18 protein-coding genes and 2 riboswitches are annotated in these 17,158 nt (G+C 28.3%); of the genes, 15 read left to right on the top strand and 3 right to left on the bottom strand.

Features of this window, described 5'->3' with window-relative positions:
• The first annotated feature begins 16 nt into the window (after positions 1 to 16).
• Positions 17 to 244, top strand: coding sequence for a hypothetical protein (locus tag LQE93_RS02180; RefSeq protein WP_055264709.1), 228 nt, complete (start codon positions 17 to 19; stop codon positions 242 to 244).
• Positions 245 to 432: 188 nt separating this feature from the next.
• On the opposite strand, the gene LQE93_RS02175 is transcribed toward LQE93_RS02180, so the two are convergent.
• Positions 433 to 642, bottom strand: coding sequence for a cold-shock protein (locus LQE93_RS02175; RefSeq protein WP_055264710.1), 210 nt, complete (start codon positions 640 to 642; stop codon positions 433 to 435).
• 168 nt (positions 643 to 810) lie between these two features.
• Here LQE93_RS02175 and LQE93_RS02170 point away from each other — a divergent pair, with 168 nt between their 5' ends.
• Positions 811 to 2,046: an NAD(P)-dependent oxidoreductase gene (locus LQE93_RS02170; RefSeq protein WP_055264711.1), complete on the top strand. Its 1,236-nt coding sequence runs from the start codon at positions 811 to 813 to the stop codon at positions 2,044 to 2,046.
• Positions 2,047 to 2,132: 86 nt separating this feature from the next.
• Positions 2,133 to 2,232: riboswitch (purine riboswitch) on the top strand.
• Between the two features lie 307 nt (positions 2,233 to 2,539).
• Complete coding sequence (locus tag LQE93_RS02165; protein ID WP_055268305.1) at positions 2,540 to 3,115, top strand: xanthine phosphoribosyltransferase; 576 nt, start codon at positions 2,540 to 2,542, stop codon at positions 3,113 to 3,115.
• Positions 3,116 to 3,225: 110 nt separating this feature from the next.
• On the opposite strand, the gene LQE93_RS02160 is transcribed toward LQE93_RS02165, so the two are convergent.
• Both LQE93_RS02160 and LQE93_RS02155 read right to left on the bottom strand, forming a co-directional pair.
• Positions 3,226 to 3,465, bottom strand: a complete 240-nt coding sequence (locus tag LQE93_RS02160; RefSeq protein ID WP_055268307.1) for a hypothetical protein — start codon at positions 3,463 to 3,465, stop codon at positions 3,226 to 3,228.
• 71 nt (positions 3,466 to 3,536) lie between these two features.
• Positions 3,537 to 4,532, bottom strand: a complete 996-nt coding sequence (locus LQE93_RS02155) for a serine hydrolase (RefSeq protein ID WP_231071781.1) — start codon at positions 4,530 to 4,532, stop codon at positions 3,537 to 3,539.
• A gap of 244 nt (positions 4,533 to 4,776) precedes the next feature.
• On the opposite strand from LQE93_RS02155, the gene LQE93_RS02150 reads away from it, so the two are divergent.
• The 12 genes from LQE93_RS02150 to LQE93_RS02095 all read left to right on the top strand — a co-directional run bounded on the left by LQE93_RS02150 (position 4,777) and on the right by LQE93_RS02095 (position 17,135).
• Positions 4,777 to 5,454 (top strand): response regulator transcription factor, encoded by a 678-nt coding sequence (locus tag LQE93_RS02150; RefSeq protein WP_186838133.1) that lies wholly within the window; start codon positions 4,777 to 4,779, stop codon positions 5,452 to 5,454.
• 88 nt (positions 5,455 to 5,542) lie between these two features.
• A complete protein-coding gene (locus LQE93_RS02145; RefSeq protein WP_055268313.1) occupies positions 5,543 to 6,934 on the top strand; it encodes a sensor histidine kinase in 1,392 nt (463 codons plus the stop codon).
• A gap of 67 nt (positions 6,935 to 7,001) precedes the next feature.
• The gene (locus LQE93_RS02140) at positions 7,002 to 7,646 is read left to right on the top strand and encodes an HAD family hydrolase (RefSeq protein WP_055268315.1); all 645 of its coding nucleotides are present in this window, start codon (positions 7,002 to 7,004) and stop codon (positions 7,644 to 7,646) included.
• A gap of 131 nt (positions 7,647 to 7,777) precedes the next feature.
• Positions 7,778 to 9,967, top strand: coding sequence for a stage V sporulation protein D (locus LQE93_RS02135; protein WP_055268317.1), 2,190 nt, complete (start codon positions 7,778 to 7,780; stop codon positions 9,965 to 9,967).
• Between the two features lie 11 nt (positions 9,968 to 9,978).
• The gene (ftsW, locus tag LQE93_RS02130; RefSeq protein WP_055268320.1) at positions 9,979 to 11,175 is read left to right on the top strand and encodes a putative lipid II flippase FtsW; all 1,197 of its coding nucleotides are present in this window, start codon (positions 9,979 to 9,981) and stop codon (positions 11,173 to 11,175) included.
• Between the two features lie 328 nt (positions 11,176 to 11,503).
• On the top strand, positions 11,504 to 12,406 hold the full coding sequence (locus LQE93_RS02125; protein ID WP_055268322.1) for a DUF5685 family protein: 903 nt from the start codon (positions 11,504 to 11,506) through the stop codon (positions 12,404 to 12,406).
• Between the two features lies 1 nt (position 12,407).
• The gene (locus LQE93_RS02120; protein ID WP_055268324.1) at positions 12,408 to 13,028 is read left to right on the top strand and encodes a J domain-containing protein; all 621 of its coding nucleotides are present in this window, start codon (positions 12,408 to 12,410) and stop codon (positions 13,026 to 13,028) included.
• A 95-nt stretch (positions 13,029 to 13,123) separates the two neighbouring features.
• Positions 13,124 to 13,666, top strand: coding sequence for a DUF2232 domain-containing protein (locus tag LQE93_RS02115; RefSeq protein WP_055268326.1), 543 nt, complete (start codon positions 13,124 to 13,126; stop codon positions 13,664 to 13,666).
• An 86-nt stretch (positions 13,667 to 13,752) separates the two neighbouring features.
• A complete protein-coding gene (locus LQE93_RS02110; protein WP_055268328.1) occupies positions 13,753 to 14,601 on the top strand; it encodes a DegV family protein in 849 nt (282 codons plus the stop codon).
• Positions 14,602 to 14,808: 207 nt separating this feature from the next.
• Positions 14,809 to 15,096: a DUF503 domain-containing protein gene (locus LQE93_RS02105; protein WP_055268330.1), complete on the top strand. Its 288-nt coding sequence runs from the start codon at positions 14,809 to 14,811 to the stop codon at positions 15,094 to 15,096.
• A gap of 91 nt (positions 15,097 to 15,187) precedes the next feature.
• Positions 15,188 to 15,407, top strand: a riboswitch (SAM riboswitch).
• Between the two features lie 116 nt (positions 15,408 to 15,523).
• Entirely contained in the window at positions 15,524 to 16,486 is a 963-nt protein-coding gene (locus LQE93_RS02100) for a methionine ABC transporter ATP-binding protein (RefSeq protein WP_055268332.1), read from the top strand.
• Positions 16,487 to 16,499: 13 nt separating this feature from the next.
• Positions 16,500 to 17,135, top strand: a complete 636-nt coding sequence (locus tag LQE93_RS02095; RefSeq protein ID WP_055268346.1) for a methionine ABC transporter permease — start codon at positions 16,500 to 16,502, stop codon at positions 17,133 to 17,135.
• The last annotated feature ends 23 nt before the right edge of the window (positions 17,136 to 17,158 follow it).

Below are 17,158 nucleotides of genomic sequence, written 5' to 3'. Positions count from 1 at the left end.
TAAAGTGGAGGAATGTATGGACGCTTATCAATTAATAGGACTTCTTCAAAGAAAAATGCAAGATCCTAGGTTTGCAAGTAAATTCAATCAATTAGCAGATGAATTAAATTCTATACCAGGTTTACAACAAAAAGTAATGCAAATTGTTCAAATCGATAATGAAAAAAAGAGACAAAAAGAACTAGATAAATTACCGGCTAGAGCAAAAGCTATTGTTAAAGAGTTATTAGAAATGTTAAGATAATTACTTAAAATAATAAGTAAAAAAAGTGTGAATCACTTTTTGAGTTAAGAGTGAAGAGTTAAAAGTGAAAAGAGTTTAGGATGAAACTGCTATGCAGTTTCTAAATTTTAAAGTCAGATGTGTTAACTGTATTCCTAAACCATTAACTCTACACTCTTAACTTTTAATCAAAAAAAATGTAAAGCAATTTAAATTTTTTGTACATTTATGGCCATAGGACCTTTTTCTCCTTCACCAATTGAAAAAGATACATTTTCTCCTTCATGTAAATCTTTATCTGTTCCTTTTTCTTTTACTTGAGAATGATGTACAAAAACATCTTGACCATCATTTGCAGAAATAAATCCATATCCTTTCTCTTGATTAAACCATTTTACAGTACCTGTGTAGCTTGACATAAAATCTCTCCTTATTGTATAAAAAATATAATGAATCATTAAATAGTGTTTGATTTAAAGATATTAATTATACGTAAAGTTAAAAGTGTAAAGTTAATGTGTTGGATTTATTCTTAAAGATGATATAATAAATTTAAAAATCATATAGAAATATTAGGAGGATAAAATTTGAGTAGTCACGTATTAGAAGAAGCTAGAAAGTGTCTTGGATGTAAGAAGCCGAGATGTACGGCAGCATGTCCAGTAAGTACAGAGATACCAGAGGTAATAAGATTATTATTAAGTGGAGATATAGATTCAGCAGGAGAAAAATTATTTAATAATAATCCGTTATCGGTAATTTGTTCACTTGTGTGCCCTCATGAAAAACAATGTGAAGGTAATTGTGTTTTAAATGCAAAAAATAATCCAGTACATTTTGGAGATGTAGAAAATTATATATCTGATTTTTATATACATAAAGCTTTTACTAAGTCAAAAATAGATAAAGAAAAGAGAGTAGCCATTATAGGATCGGGCCCTGCAGGAATAACAATTTCAATATTATTAGCTCAAAAAGGTTATAATGTAACAATTTTTGAAGCTCATGATAAGATAGGTGGGGTTTTAAGATATGGTATACCAGAATTTAGATTATCAAGAGATATATTAGATAATATAAAAGAAAAACTTGTAGAGATGGGAGTTAAAATACGTCCAAATACTATGATAGGGCCGTATATAACAATTGATGATTTATTTAGAGATGGATATAAAGCTATTTTTATAGGAACGGGTGTATGGAATCCTAGAACATTAAATGTTAAAGGGGAAACACTTGGACATGTTCATTATGGAATAGATTATCTAAAAAATCCAGATGTTTATGATTTAGGCGATAGAGTTACTATTATAGGAGCTGGAAATGCTGCTATGGATGTAGCTAGAACAGCAATAAGAAAAGGTGCAAAAGAAGTATATGTAATGTATAGAAAAGGTGAGATAGATGCTCCAGCTGAGAAATTAGAAGTAGAATATGCAAAGCTTGATGGAGTAAAGTTCCTTTATTATAAAAATCCTTTAGAAATTTTAGATGAAGGAATAAGATATACTGAAACTAAAGAAGTTTTTGATGATGAAGGAAATAGAAGTGTAATTGAAGATAAAGGTAAAGAAGGCGTATTTAATACTAATTCAGTAATAATTGCAGTAAGTCAAGGGCCAAGAAGTAACATCGTCTCAACAACTAAGGGGATAAATACATTACCTTCAGGATTAGTACATGTGGATGAATATGGCAGAACATCTAGAGACGGGGTTTTTGCTAGTGGAGATGTAGTTACAGGGGCAAAAACTGTAGTAGAAGCGGTAAGATTATCTAAGAAAGTTGCGGAAGCTATTGAAGAATATGTAACTTCAAATTAATATTTAGTATGAAAATTTATAAGATAATTAAATGTATTTGAGAAAATTAAATAAAGGCATATATTTTTAGTTAAATATATGTTATAATTCGTTTATAATATGAAGCTCGTATAAATTCGGTAATTGGTCCGAAAGTTTCTACCTGCTAACCGTAATTGGCAGACTACGAGGTATGTTATTTTAGTGTATAAATTTCTATTTATTATAGATTTTTGACTTAAATTAACCACCTCAAGTTTTTTTGAGGTGGTTTTTTCATTACTTTAATAATTAAATTAAAGTATACAGGTTTTTCTGTTTTTTTATTTATAAAAATATAGAAATTTATTTTAAGGTTTAAATATTTATAAGTATTATAGTTAGATATGTTTAAAGAATGAATTTATATGATACGTGATTATTTCTTTAGCAGTATTAAGAATTAATTGTAGTAGCTCTAATACTTAAATTTAACATTGACTTAAGAAAAAATAGAAATTGGAAGGTGTATATTATGGAAAATTTGCGTAGAAAGATATTAAAAGAAGGACAAGCGTTGAGCGAAAATGTTCTTAAGGTTGATTCGTTTTTGAATCATGGAGTTGACCCAGAACTTATGTATGAGATTGGAACTCATTTTAAAGATTATTTTATGCAGAAGAATATAACTAAAATATTTACAATTGAAAGCTCAGGAATTGCTCCAACGGTGATGACAGCATTACAAATGGGAATACCAATGGTAACTTTAAAGAAGCAAAGTTCAAAGATACTAAATGGTGAAGTATATCAAACTTTAGTACATTCTTTTACAAAAGGTAGTGATTATGAGTTAACTCTTTCAAAAAAATATATAAGTGAAGATGATAATATATTAATTATAGATGATTTTTTAGCAAATGGAGAGGCTGCATTAGGAGCTGCAAGATTAGTAGAAATGGCAGGAGCGAAGGTTGCAGGAATAGGAATAGTTATAGAGAAATCTTTCCAACCAGGAAGAGAAATGTTAAATAAAAAAGGGTATGATGTATATTCATTAGCTAGAGTAGCTAAGTTAGGTAAAGGGATTATCGAGTTTATAGAAGAGTAGAAAATAATATAAAGATGTCTCAAAATAAATTATACTAAGATAGTTAAATTTATTTTGAGACATTTTTTAAATATAAGTAATATACAATCAAAACTTTATTTGTAAAAATATTATTTTGATTTATTTGATGAAGGTCTTGGTTTAGAGTTTCTTTTATTTATAAGAGAAGAAATAGCAAAGCCTATAAATAGAGTTATTAGAGGAAGTACCATCCAAAACATATTATCCGTTAAAATAAATAATATGAAGGCTATTATTACACCAATTGTAAGACCTGATACAATTCCATAGTATAATATTTTTTCAGCTTGCTCATTGCGTTTTGATTGTTTATTTTTCTTTTTACCCATAAATACTCTCTCCTTTTATTACATAATATACCATATTTTAATTATAATATATTACAAATCCTTTTAAAACATTAATAAGTTAAATTGTTATATTGATATAGAGCATTTGATATATTAGCAATTTTTTCTTCTGCATCTTCAAGATCATGTGTGTATAAAATAATTATGTAAGGACTATTATCAAATACAATGCCAACATCATGTATGTATGTATCATAAGTTCCAATTTTATGTGCAACGATATTTTCATCTATGTATTTAGTTAGTCGGTCATTATATTCTGATTGAGTTAAGACTGATAACATATGTTTAAAGTTTGGATAATAACTATATTCATAGATACATTTCAATATTTTATATTCAATAGCAGGAGTTATTATATTTTCAGATGAATTAAAGTCTATTTTAAGTAAATTATATAAATTTTTACGAACTTCTTCATGACCACCAAGATAGCGTCCAAGCATATTTGTCGCAATATTATCAGAATATATAAGTGATAGGTCAAGTAATTCTTGAATGCTATAAGAATCAATATAATATTCATATTGTAAAATGCCTGTACCTTCTTCATAATCTTCAGGTAAATATTCAATATATTCGTTTAAATCTAATTGACCAATTGAGTTTAAGTAGTAAGCGTATAAATTCAAACCAACTTTGTATGTGCTTGCTGCAATAAATTCCATATTATCATTTATATTGATACAAGTATTATTTTCCAAATTATAATAAATTAATCCAATATTATCTATTTCATCACCAAGATATATTTTTATTCTATCATCAATTAAATAATTGTTATTAAAGAGTATACCTAATCTTTCAGAATAAGATAAAGATGTATAATCTAAACTAGATATAGACAGTGTAGTTACACTATCAGAGTCAGGTGAGTTAGAAGAAATAATTCTAGAAGATATATTATCTTCTATTGTAGAATTTACTTCACTTATATTATTTTGAGATGATAAAAAGCTATAGATAAAAAATGACGATAGTAAGAGTATAGTAAATAATATAGTTAATGTAGATATTTTTCTTTTATGATTTCTCTTTATTTTCAAATTTGTCACCCTTCCTAAAGTGGTATGTTTGTATTTTAATAAATTTATGTAGATAAAAAATGAATTGTATTATAAAGATAAATGAATAAAAGTGAAAAATATATTGATTAAATTCAGATAAATTTCAGATTGAGGTGATAAACTAGCGCAATTAGATATTATGAAATTTAGGTGAATTAGATTAAAGATAAGACCTATATGATAAAATAGTACTTAATGTAAAAAAGTTTTGTGGAGGAAAGTCATGAATAGTAGAATTTTAGTAGTAGAAGATGATAATCAAATACAGGAATTAATAGTAGAGTTTTTATCATCACAAGACTATATTGTAGATACGGCATCAGATGGAATTGAAGGATATGAAAAGTTTAAAAATGGAAATTATGATTTAGTTATTTTAGATGTAATGATGCCAAAGCTTGATGGATATGGATTATGCAAGATGATAAAAAGATTAGATGAAAATGTTCCTATAATATTTTTAACTGCTTTAGGTGATGAGGAAAGTGAAGTGAGAGGGTTTGAGCTTAAAGCTGATGATTATATTTCAAAACCATTTTCTTTTAATATATTAATAAAAAGAGTAGAAGCTGTTTTAAGAAGAAATAAGAAAGAAAAAAATGAAAGCGATATTTTAGAATTTGAAAAGCTAAGATTAGAATTGCAAACATTTAAAGCCTATGTTAATAATGAGGAAATTGAGCTTACCTTAAAGGAATTTAATATATTAGCTTTAATGATTAATAGCTATCCAATGGTAGTATCAAGAGAGATGTTAATAGAAAAAATATGGGGTTATGATTACTTCGGAGATACAAGAGTTATTGATGCTCATATGAAAAATATAAGAAAAAAAATACAAAAGGATTATATAAAAACTATAAAGGGTGTAGGATATGTTCTTGAAAAACAAGTGGAATAATCTAAGTATAAAGAAAAAAAACTTTATATGGAGTGTTCTCATTATAATTATTTCGTTTACTTTGCTATATGGTGGGATATATTTATTTATGCCTAAGGTATATGAAAATTATAAATTAAATAAGATTTATAGCAGCATAGAGGAACTAAAAACCACTTTAGAGGAAACTGAAGATTTAGATTTATCAGTTACATTAGATAAGTTTTCATATGACAATAATTTAGACTTAATTCTTGTTAAAAAGGATAAAGAAAATAGGATAGTTTCAATTGTGTATAGTTCATTTAGAGAATGGATAAATGATCCAGGAAAAATACCATTCTTAAAAGAAGAGGAATTACCACCTCATATTTTGAAACGTTTTAAATTAAGCCAAGATGAAGTGAATGAGGCAGTATATAAACCTATAAATAAAAAAGGAAGTTTAAATATTGAAAATGATATAACAATACGTAGTTTAAAAGGAAAGTATTCTCTAATAGTTCATGTAGCTGTAAGTCCTATTGATGAAGCAGCTACAATTGTTGCATTATTCTTCCCATTTGCAATAATAACAATAATTGTTATAGCAATTGCTATCTCAACATTTTATTCTATACAGATAAGTAAGCCATTAATAAAAATAAATGATGTAGCTAAAAAAATGTCTAACCTTGATTTTGATAATGTAATAGAGATTAAAGGGGATGATGAAATAGGGCAATTATCAAAAAGCTTAAACTTAATGAATGAAAACTTAAAAAATTCTTTTAAAGAGTTAGAGCATGTTAATTCTAAGCTTACTGAAGAAATAGAGTTAGAGAGAAAAATAGAAAAGCAAAGAAGGGAATTTATTGCAACAATATCTCATGAACTTAAATCACCTATTACAATTATTAGTGGACAAATAGAAGGAATGATTTATAAAATTGGAAAATATAAAGATAGAGATAAATACCTTAAAGAATCTTATGATGTAGTACAAAAGATGAGAGAGCTTGTACAAGAATTGCTAGATATGAGTAGGAGAGAAGACCAAAAGTTAAAGTGTATTTTTGTTAATATGAATTTATCGATGTTAGTTGAAGATATATTAAATGATTTATATTATTTTTGTGAAGATAAAAATATAACTTTAGAAAAGCATATTGAAGAGAGCGTTTATATAAATGGGGATATAAATTTATTAACAAGAGCAATAACAAATATAATAAAAAATAGTATTGTACACTCACCTATAAATGAAAAAGTTATTATTAGCTTAAATAAGAAAGAATTAGCAGTTCAAAATACAGGTGTAAATATACCTGAAAATGAAATTGAAAATATTTTTGAAGCATTTTATAGAGTTGATAAATCTAGAAATAGAAAAACTGGTGGTACTGGATTAGGGCTATATATTGTTAAAAGTATATTAGATCAACATAAAAATATAAAATATTCAATATACAATAAAGATAATTCGGTTGTGTTTTATATGAGATTCGATGATAATAATTAATAAATTATATGATATAATACATTCTAAGTGATAATAGATTATATTTTAATTAAGGATGGTATTATTAATGATAAAAAGTATTATATTTGATTTAGATGGAACATTATTAAATACAATAGAGGATTTAGCAAATGCTTGTAATTATGCATTAACTACTTTAGGATATAAGACTCACGAAGTAGAGAAGTATAAAACTTTTGTTGGAAATGGAAGATATAAGCTTGTAGAAAGAATGTTGCCAGAAGATAGAAGAGATATGGAGAATATAGAGAAGGCATTAAAATTATTTGATACTTATTACGAAAAACATATGATAGATATGACAAAGCCATATGATGGTATCATGGAAATGTTAGATAGTTTAATTAATAGAGGAATTAATATAGCTGTAGTTTCTAATAAACCTCATGAATTTACAACAGAAGTTGTTAAGAATTATTTTGGAGATAGATTTAAGGTTGTATATGGACATAAGAAAAATACTAAAGAAAAGCCAGATCCTTGGGCTGTACTTGAAGTGATTGAAGAGTTTAATGTGAATAAAGACGAGTGTCTTTACATAGGTGATTCTGAAATTGATATAAATACAGCTAAAAATGCAGGTGTTAAATCTGTTGGTGTTGAATGGGGATTTAGAGGAAAGGGAGAACTTGAAGCCGCGGGGGCAAATTATATAGTGAACAAACCAGAACAAATACTAGAGATACTGTAAAAAGTATCTCTTCTTTTATGTTTAGGTATTTATATTTTTACTAAAAAGCAATATAATATAAGATAGTTAAATAAAGTAATACTTGGCAGCGGGGTTATGCTCATGGAAGATATTGAATGGAGAGTTAGAAGATGAAGACAGTTAAGGAAAAGAAGAAAAAAAGAGTTGTAAAAAGTAATGCAATGAATAGGTTAGCGGGTATTGGTACTTTAATATGTTTAATTTTCTTACTTTTAGTTATAAGGTTAGGTTACATAGTATTTGTTAAGGGAAATGAATATAAAGATAGAGCTGATACTCAATGGAATCAAGAGATACAAGTAACAGCCAAAAGAGGAAATATATTAGATAGAAATGGAAAGTACATTGCTGCATCTGCAACAGTATATAGAGTTGACTTTGATATAGAAGCTCTTTTAACTGAAGCAACAGAAGAAGAGATAGATGTAAAAGAAATTGCTCAAAGTTTAGCTGATACATTAGATATGACTAGAGATGAGGTTCTAGAAATAATTGAAAGCGGACAACCTTATCCAAATTTAATTAGAGGAATTGAGCAAAGTAAAGCAGATGAAGTTAAATCTCTTAATATATATGGAGTAACAGTTAGTAATGATGTAAAAAGATATTATCCTAATGGACATTATTTAGCACAAGCTTTAGGAAGTGTAAATACAGATGGACAAGGATTAACTGGAATTGAATTACAATACGATAATTATCTTTCAGGTGTTCCAGGGTTAAAGATTGAGGGGGTAGATAGTAATCAAAATACTATGCCTTTCGTACCATATAAATTTACACCGGCCATTGATGGAAAGGATGTTGTCCTTACTATAGATGAAAATATTCAGTATTTTGCTGAAAAAATAGCTCAAAAAGGTTTAGATGAAAATAAAGCTAAAGGGGCTTCGGTAGTAGTAATGAATCCAAACACAGGAGAGATTTTAGCAATGGCTAGCAAGCCAGATTATGATCCGAATGAACCTCTAGAAGGATATGATAGTTTTGAGGGAACAGATGACAATGAAAAAATACAATCAATGTGGAGAAACAATATTGTAAGTAATGCATATGAACCAGGATCTACATTTAAAGTTATAACTATGATAGCGGCTATGGAGGAAGGAGTTGTTTCTGAAAATGATACCTTTAACTGTACAGGAAGTGTAAATTTTGGTGGAACAGTAGTACATTGTTGGGATTTAAATGGACATGGAGTACAAACTTTGCCAGAAATATTGAAGAATTCTTGTAATCCAGGGTTTATGGCATTAGGGGAGAAGTTAGGAAAAGTAAAATTAAATGAATATATAAAAAAATTAGGATTTGGTACAGAGACTGGAGTAGATTTGCCAGGAGAAGCTGTAGGTATAGTAAAAGCTACAGAGGAGATTTCAGAGATAGATTTAGGAACAATAGCTTTTGGACAAACAAACTCCGTAACAATAATTCAGCTGATGACCGCTTTTAATGCTATAGCTAATGGTGGAGATTTGATTCAACCACATATAGTGAAGGAAATATCACATACAGATAATAATGGAAATACAATCGTTGATGAAGTTATTGAGCCTACAATAAAGAGAAATGTCTTATCTGAAGAAAAAACATCCATACTTAGAGGGTATTTAGAAAGAACTGCCACTCAAGACGGAGAGCCTGGTTCTTTCGTACAAGGATATGATATTGGGGCTAAGAGTGGAACTGCAGAAAAGTATGATGCAGCTATAGGAGGATATTCTAATACTAAATATATTGCATCAATGATAGCATTAGCACCAGTTGAGAATCCGGAAATTACTGTTTTTATATCTGTAGATGAGCCTAGTACAGGAAAATATTATGGTGGACAAGTAGCTGCTCCGTTGGTTAAAGAATTATTTAAAATGATTTTTGATTATATAGAATCACCTCTTGCTAACAATGAATATAGCTTAGCTAGAGATATAATAGTTCCAGATGTAAGAGGAATGAATAAAGTTGAAGCAGAAAAAGTTCTTGAAGATAACGGGTTAACTATTAAGATAAATGGTAAGGGAGATAGTATTGTATCTATGGATCCTTATCCAGGAACAACAGTTAAAGAGGGTGCAGAGATAGAACTTTCAACACGAGGAAGCAATATTGATAAAAAAGTTGTAGTTCCTGATTTAAAAGGTAAAACTAGAGAAAATGCAAAGGCTCTTTTAGAAAATTTAGGTTTAACATGTACTTTTGAAGGGGAAGGCGATGTGTATTATCAAAATACACCTAAAGGTACCGTGGTAGAAAAGGGTTCTTTAATAAAGTTAACTCTTAAAAAAGAATCAGAGTATTAAGAGGTGTAATTATGAGTACTATAGATTTGCAAAAAAGAATTAAATATAATAAGAGTAAAAAAAAGAAGAAAAAGAAGACTAAAATAACTATTGATAGAGATAATGGAGTATACGTAGCGGTAATATTATTAGTTTTAATTGGATTACTTCTAGTATTTACATCCAGTTCTTATTATGCATTATATGAACAAGGTGATTTGTATTTCTTTATAAAAAAGCAAGCAATTTGGGCTGTGATAGGTCTTGGCTTTATGAGCTTTTTTGCTAGAGTTGATTATCATTTTTTAAGAAAGTTAACTTGGCCTTTAGCTATTGGTACATTAGGATTGCTTGTATTAGTATTAGCTATAGGTAAAGAGATAAACGGAGCTAAAAGATGGCTTGAGTTTGGAGGATTATCAATACAACCATCAGAAATAGCAAAATATGCAGTAGTATTTGTTTTAGCTCATGTCATTGTGAAGATGGGAAAAGAAATTAAAACTATAAGCAAAGGGATTGTTTTACCACTAGCAATTGGAGCAGCTTTTGCTGTATTAGTTTTAGCTGAGAAAAACTTGAGTATTACTGTGGTTATAGCCCTGGTTACTTATTTTATGATAATGGTTGGTGGAGCTAATATTAGAGTATTGATAGGGTTAATACCAGTCGGATTTTTAGCAGGACTTGGATTAATTGTAATTGAGCCATATAGATTAGAAAGATTAACTACTTATTTAAATCCATGGGCAGACCAATCAGATTCTGGGTACCAATTAGTTCATTCACTTATGGCTATAGGATCAGGTGGTGTAACTGGACAAGGGTTAGGTAATTCAATGCAAAAGGCTTTATATATGCCTGAACCTCATAATGACTTTATATTTGCAATTCTTGCAGAAGAGTTCGGATTATTAGGATGCATATTTGTAATAGGATTATTTATATTTTTTATAATTTCAGCAATAAAAGTTGCTATGAGAGCAAAAGATATTTATGGTAGATTACTTGCTATAGGGATAACTTTAGTTATAGCTATTCAAGCAATAATTAATATTGCTGTTGTAACAGGGTCGATACCTGTAACTGGGGTACCGCTTCCTTTTATTAGTACAGGAGGTACATCATTACTTATAAATTTAGTAGCTATGGGAGTGCTTTTAAATATAGCAAAGCAAGGAAAGAAGAGTAAAGTAGATGCTGAAGATAAGGTAAGAACAATAAAATAGAGCAAATTTTGATTGATTAAAGAATAAAATCTTTAATCAATCATTTTTTTTTATAAAAAATTTCCTAGGAAATTAAACAAAAGTAGATTTTAAATAGTCTAGATAGTGAATTAGTAAATAGGCTTATTAAATTGATTCAAAATAGGAGGATAAAATTAGTCCTTTTGATATTGATTTAATTAAATAATATAATATAAATTTAAAGATTATGTAAATATATATTGAATAACCTATTTTTGTGAATTTTACCTGATAAAAGTATAAAATTTATTTGATGGATTAACATAATAAGTTATAATACTAATATAAATATTTAGGGAGTGATTTTTTGTTTGGATATGTAACTCCACTTAAGCCAGAGATGAAAATAAGAGAGTATGAAACTTTCAGAGCATACTATTGTGGTGTATGTATGCATATTAAAGAGAATTTTGGAAATATACCAAGAATGACTTTAAATTATGATATGACTTTTTTAGCCATGCTTTTAGATGCACTTCATAATGAAGGACCAAAATTTGAAATGAAAAGATGTATAGCTCATCCTCATAATAAAAAGCCTATGGCCATAAAAGGGGAAGCTTTGTCATATGCTGCAGCTATGAATGTTAGCTTAATTTATTATAAGCTTATAGATGATATAAATGATGATAAGAGTATTAAGAGTAAGATAGGAGCAATGGTTTTATCTCCTTATAAAAAGAAATTTAACAGAAATGTTACAAGGGTAAATGATATAATAGAAGAAAATTTAAATAAACTATCTTTATTAGAAAAAGAGAAAAATTTTAATTCTATAGATGAAATATGTGATCCTTTTAGCTTAATAGTAGCTAATATACTAAAGTTTTATCCAGAAGAAATAGATAATGATTCTGAAGAGCTAAGAGATAATCTTTATAGTTTAGGTTATGCTATAGGAAAATGGATTTATGTAATAGATGCTTTAGATGATTTAGAAGAGGATATTAATAATGATAAGTTTAATCCTATAAATTACTTATATAATAAGGAGAATAAGCCATATAAAGAATTTATTCAAGAAATAAAACCGAGAATAGAATTTACAATATTAAATTGTGGCTATAACTGTAAAGAGTCTTTAGAAAGATTACCATTAAAGAGAAATAAAGAAATACTAGAAAATATAATTAGTCTTGGTATGATGGATAAGTATACTAAGATAGTTGAGAATTGTAATTGTAAAAGTAGCAAGAAAAGAGGTATATAAAATGAATCCATATGAGGTACTAGGGGTAAAGCAAGGAGCTTCCCAAGAAGAAATTAAGGCAGCTTACAGAAAGTTAGTTAAGCAGTATCATCCAGATCAATATGGAGATAATCCACTTAAGGATTTAGCGCAAGAGAAATTAACAGAAGTTAATAAAGCTTACGATATGCTGAAAAATGGTGGAGGAAGTACTGGAAGTAGCTATAACTCAAACTATAATAATAATTCAAATTCAAGTTACAGTGGGGGATATAGCAATAATGTAGCTGATTATGCTGAAATAAGAAGACTTATTCAGATGAGAAATAATATTGAGGCAGAGAGAAGATTAAATGCTATGGCTAATAGAGATGCAGAATGGCATTTCTTATATGGAGCAGTTCAGCTTAATAAGGGATGGTTTGATTCAGCTCTTAGCAATATTGAAAAAGCATGTCAGATGGACCCTAATAACTTTGAATATAGACAAAGTTTAAATCAGTTAAAGATGAGAGGTGGAGGATATGCAAATCCTTATAGAACTTCACAAGGAGGAGTAGATGCATGTACTTGCTGTAATAACCTTATATGTGCTGACTGCCTTTGTGAGATGATGGGTGGAGATTTAATAGGGTGTTGTTAAAGCGTGAAAAAATCAATTTATATAGTAGTTATTGATAAGTAAAAATAGTAAATATAAATTAGAAGGTTTGAGTTAATGAAAGGAGAGTGTATTAAATGAAATCTAAAGAAATAACATTAGGAGGAATAATGGTTGCATTAACTAGCATTATTCTATATTTAACTTCATTGATACCAATCAATACATTAACTATATTAACAGTAGCTTCAGCGATAATACCAATATGTATTATAAGAAGTGATATTAAGACTGCTATTTTTGTATATATAGCTTCAGCGTTAATAGCGTTTTTCATTGTACCAATTAATATAAGCATGCTTTATGCCATATTTTTTGGTATATATGGTATTATAAAATTTTTCGCGGAAAGAAATAGGAGTAAGTTTGAAGCTTTATATAAAATAGGCTTTTTTAATATAGCATTTATAGTGGGATTTATCTTATTTCAAAATGTATTAGGAATAAATATTTTAAAGGGTGTAGAAGAAATACTTTCAAGATTTATAAATGGAGATATTAAGGTTATAACTTTTGCATTATTTTTAATAGTGGCCAATTTAGCTTTTTTAGTGTTTGATTATGCATTAACACTTATAATAAGTTTTTATATGGAGAGAATTCACAAAAAAAGCAGGTAGAAATAGTAATTGTCAAAAAATTAATATGGTTAATTTGAATTTAATATGATATATTTATGATATCGTTTAAAGTAGGGGGAAGTAATTTGCAAAAGATAGCTATAATAACTGATAGTGGATGTGACTTAAGTCAAGAAACTATTAAAGAGAATAACATACATGTACTACCATTTAGAATAATCTATAGTGATAGAGAGTTCTTAGATAAAGTGACAATAAGTGAAGAGAAAGTATATGAAGACTTAGCAAATGGAATTATTCCAACAACTTCATTACCAGATTTACAATATACAGAAAATATTATTGAAAAGCTAAAAAATGAAGGATATACTCATGCCGTGGTAGTTACTGTATCAAGTAATTTATCAGGTACATTTAATAGTATACAGCTACTTTGTGAAGAACACCCTGAGCTTACATATCATTTCTTTGATACAAAAACTTTGGGATTCCCCGTTGGAGCTATGGCTTTAGAGGTGGCTAAACTTATAAAAGAAAAAGCTTCTTTTAAAGAAATTGTAGACAAGCTACCAAGTATAAAGGAAAATGTAAGTGCTTATGTTACATTTAATACATTAGAGTTTTTAAAAAGAGGCGGAAGAATAGGAAAGGTGGCAGGAACTGTAGGAGAAATTCTCCACTTAAAACCTATTATTTCATCAGATGATGAAGGACAACTTTATCCATTTTGTAAAGTAAGAGGGAGAAAGAAATCTATATCTAAATTAAAAGAGATATTAAACTCTTATTTAAATGAAGGTAAGTGTAGAGTTTGGGTACTAAATGGTGCAGCCCTAGAGGAAGCCAGAGCATTTTTTGAAGAAATTAAGAATTACCATAATATTAGCAAAATCTCGTTTGAAACTATAGGTGCAGCTATGGGAGTGCATACAGGTCCAGGTGCAATTGGATTATGTATAAAAAAAGAATATTAATACATATAAGTAATAAAAATTAATAGTATATACATAGAAAAGCGTGAAAATGAAAAGTTCACGCTTTTTATTAATTTAATCTCTTAAATTAATTTGTTTATATATATAAGAGATAAGTAGTTTAATAAAATAATATAAAAGTTATATGAATATTGTAAAAAGGAAAAACTACAATTATAGAATAATAGGAAATTATGAGGTGATGTTTTGAAAGTTCTAGTGTTAGTGATTAAGTTAAGAGCATCTTGGGTACATTCATTAAAAGAAAAACGTATGATACTTTTAAGTATAACTAAAAGATTAAAAAATAAATATAATGTATCTGTAGGGGAAGTAGGAGAACAAGATACACATAAAATTATTCAAATTGGAATTTCTCAAGTAGCAACTTCTAAAGATGTGCTATATGCTTCAAAAGAAGATATAATCACATTTATAGAGGAGAATTGTGAGGCAGAAATAATTGATATTGAAGAAGAAATTATAGATTTTTAAAAAAATGCAAGTTAAAGCTTTGGAAATATATTGACATCAAGGGAAATAAAGTATATATTTATAATATCAAATAAATTAAAATTAAATATTTTTCTTATCAAGAGTGGTGGAGGGACTGGCCCTGTGAAACCCGGCAACCTGTTAATAGTTAACAGTTATTAGTTAATAGTGAAGAGTTTAGTAATAATTATAGAAAGTTATTATTAAGAAATTACGAAAATATTTCATATAAAACTCTAAATTTTAAACTTTTAATTTTTAACTGTATTCGTGGTGCTAATTCCAGCAGCTGTAGAGCTGATAGATGAGAGGGTAAATTAATAGTGACTTATTTCGCACTTGAGTTTATTCTCAAGTGCTTTTTTAATGTTTTAAAACTAAGTTTTACAATAATGGAATGGTGTTATTCTAAAAAGAGGTGATATGAATGATTAAAATAAGCAATATAGAAAAAAACTTTGGAGATACGAAAGTTCTTAGGGGGATTACTTTAAATATTAATGAAGGTGAGATTTATGGACTTATTGGACATAGTGGAGCTGGTAAATCAACATTGCTTAGATGTATTAATGGATTGGAAAACTATAATGACGGTTCAGTAATTGTTATGGGGAAAGAGGTAAAGGATCTTAAAGAAAAAGATAAAAGAGAGTTTCGAAAAGATTTAGGAATGATTTTTCAAGGTTTTAATCTTCTTAAAAGAAAAACTGTATTTGAGAATATTTCATTACCTCTAGAAGTTTGGGGATATAAAAAAGATTATATTAAAAAAAGAGTGGACGAGCTTTTGGAACTTGTTGGATTAAGTGATAAATCTAAAAGTAAGCCATCAGAACTAAGCGGTGGGCAAAAACAAAGAGTAGCTATAGCAAGAGCCTTAGCTTTGGAGCCTAAAATTCTTTTGTGCGATGAAGCTACATCAGCATTAGATCCTAAAACTACTAAAGATATTTTATCGCTTTTAAATGATATAAATAAAAAATTAGGAATTACTATAGTAGTTGTTACTCATCAGATGGAGGTTATAAAGCAGATATGTGAAAAGGTAGCTCTAATTGATGGTGGGGTATTAGTAGCAGAGGGAAAAGCTGATGATATATTCTTAAAACCAGGTATCTCACTAAAGAAATTCTTAGGAGAAGAAGATGATGATACTTTATCTCATGAAGGAGTAAATATAAAATTATTCTTTCCAAGTAAATCTTCAGAAAATGCTCTTATAACAAAGATGGCAAGAGAACTTAATATAGATTTCTCAATAGTTGGTGGAAAGCTTGAAAAGTTTAGAGATGAAGTTTTAGGAACTTTAACTATAAATATTAATAAAGAAGATAGAGAAGCTGTTATGAGCTATTTATCAAATAAAGATATTATATTGGAGGTGTTATAGGGTGGATGCAAAAATGGTAAATATAATAATAAAGGAATTAGGCGCAACAGTATATATGGTGTTTTTCTCAACATTATTTGCAACTATTCTAGGATTTGTTTTTGGAATAATAGCAGCTATTACTTCCCCAAGTGGATTAAAGCCGAACAGAATAGTGTACAAGATTCTTGATACTATAATTAATGTACTAAGAAGTTTTCCTTTTATTATTTTAATAGTTTTTATAATACCGTTGACAAGAGCTATAGTAGGAAAATCTATAGGAAATACTGCGGCTATAGTTCCTTTAACGATAGCTGCAGCACCGTTTGTAGCAAGAATAATTGAATCTTCATTAAAGGAAGTAGATCCAGGAGTAATAGAGGCAGCTAAATCTTTTGGAGCATCAGATAGTCAAATTATATTTAAAGTAATGCTTAAGGAAGCTGTTCCAAGTATTATTTCAGGATTAACTTTAACAATTATTAGTGTTATAGGATATTCGGCTATGGCTGGAAGTGTTGGAGCAGGGGGACTTGGAAAGGTTGCAATAACATATGGTTATCAGGGATTCCGAACAGACTATATGGTAACAACAGTAATCATTCTGATAATAATAGTTCAAAGCTTACAAAGCTTAGGAAATTATTTATATAAGAAATTAAATTAGAATTAAAAAATATTGAGGGGGCA

The organism is Clostridium sp. NSJ-145 (assembly GCF_021044725.1).
Taxonomy (GTDB): Bacteria; Bacillota; Clostridia; order Clostridiales; family Clostridiaceae; genus Clostridium; species Clostridium disporicum_B.
The sequence above is the reverse complement of the archived record's forward strand: the minus strand, read 5'-3'. Positions and strand labels throughout refer to the sequence as shown.

Excerpts from the sequence above, each read along its gene's own strand:
- LQE93_RS02180 (WP_055264709.1), top strand. The coding sequence starts at position 17 with ATGGACGCTTATCAATTAATAGGACTTCTTCAAAGAAAAATGCAAGAT.
- LQE93_RS02175 (WP_055264710.1), bottom strand. The coding sequence starts at position 642 with ATGTCAAGCTACACAGGTACTGTAAAATGGTTTAATCAAGAGAAAGGA.
- LQE93_RS02165 (WP_055268305.1), top strand. The coding sequence starts at position 2,540 with ATGGAAAATTTGCGTAGAAAGATATTAAAAGAAGGACAAGCGTTGAGC.
- LQE93_RS02160 (WP_055268307.1), bottom strand. The coding sequence starts at position 3,465 with ATGGGTAAAAAGAAAAATAAACAATCAAAACGCAATGAGCAAGCTGAA.
- LQE93_RS02150 (WP_186838133.1), top strand. The coding sequence starts at position 4,777 with ATGAATAGTAGAATTTTAGTAGTAGAAGATGATAATCAAATACAGGAA.
- LQE93_RS02145 (WP_055268313.1), top strand. The coding sequence starts at position 5,543 with ATGCCTAAGGTATATGAAAATTATAAATTAAATAAGATTTATAGCAGC.
- LQE93_RS02140 (WP_055268315.1), top strand. The coding sequence starts at position 7,002 with ATGATAAAAAGTATTATATTTGATTTAGATGGAACATTATTAAATACA.
- LQE93_RS02135 (WP_055268317.1), top strand. The coding sequence starts at position 7,778 with ATGAAGACAGTTAAGGAAAAGAAGAAAAAAAGAGTTGTAAAAAGTAAT.
- ftsW (WP_055268320.1), top strand. The coding sequence starts at position 9,979 with ATGAGTACTATAGATTTGCAAAAAAGAATTAAATATAATAAGAGTAAA.
- LQE93_RS02120 (WP_055268324.1), top strand. The coding sequence starts at position 12,408 with ATGAATCCATATGAGGTACTAGGGGTAAAGCAAGGAGCTTCCCAAGAA.
- LQE93_RS02115 (WP_055268326.1), top strand. The coding sequence starts at position 13,124 with ATGAAATCTAAAGAAATAACATTAGGAGGAATAATGGTTGCATTAACT.
- LQE93_RS02100 (WP_055268332.1), top strand. The coding sequence starts at position 15,524 with ATGATTAAAATAAGCAATATAGAAAAAAACTTTGGAGATACGAAAGTT.
- LQE93_RS02095 (WP_055268346.1), top strand. The coding sequence starts at position 16,500 with ATGGTAAATATAATAATAAAGGAATTAGGCGCAACAGTATATATGGTG.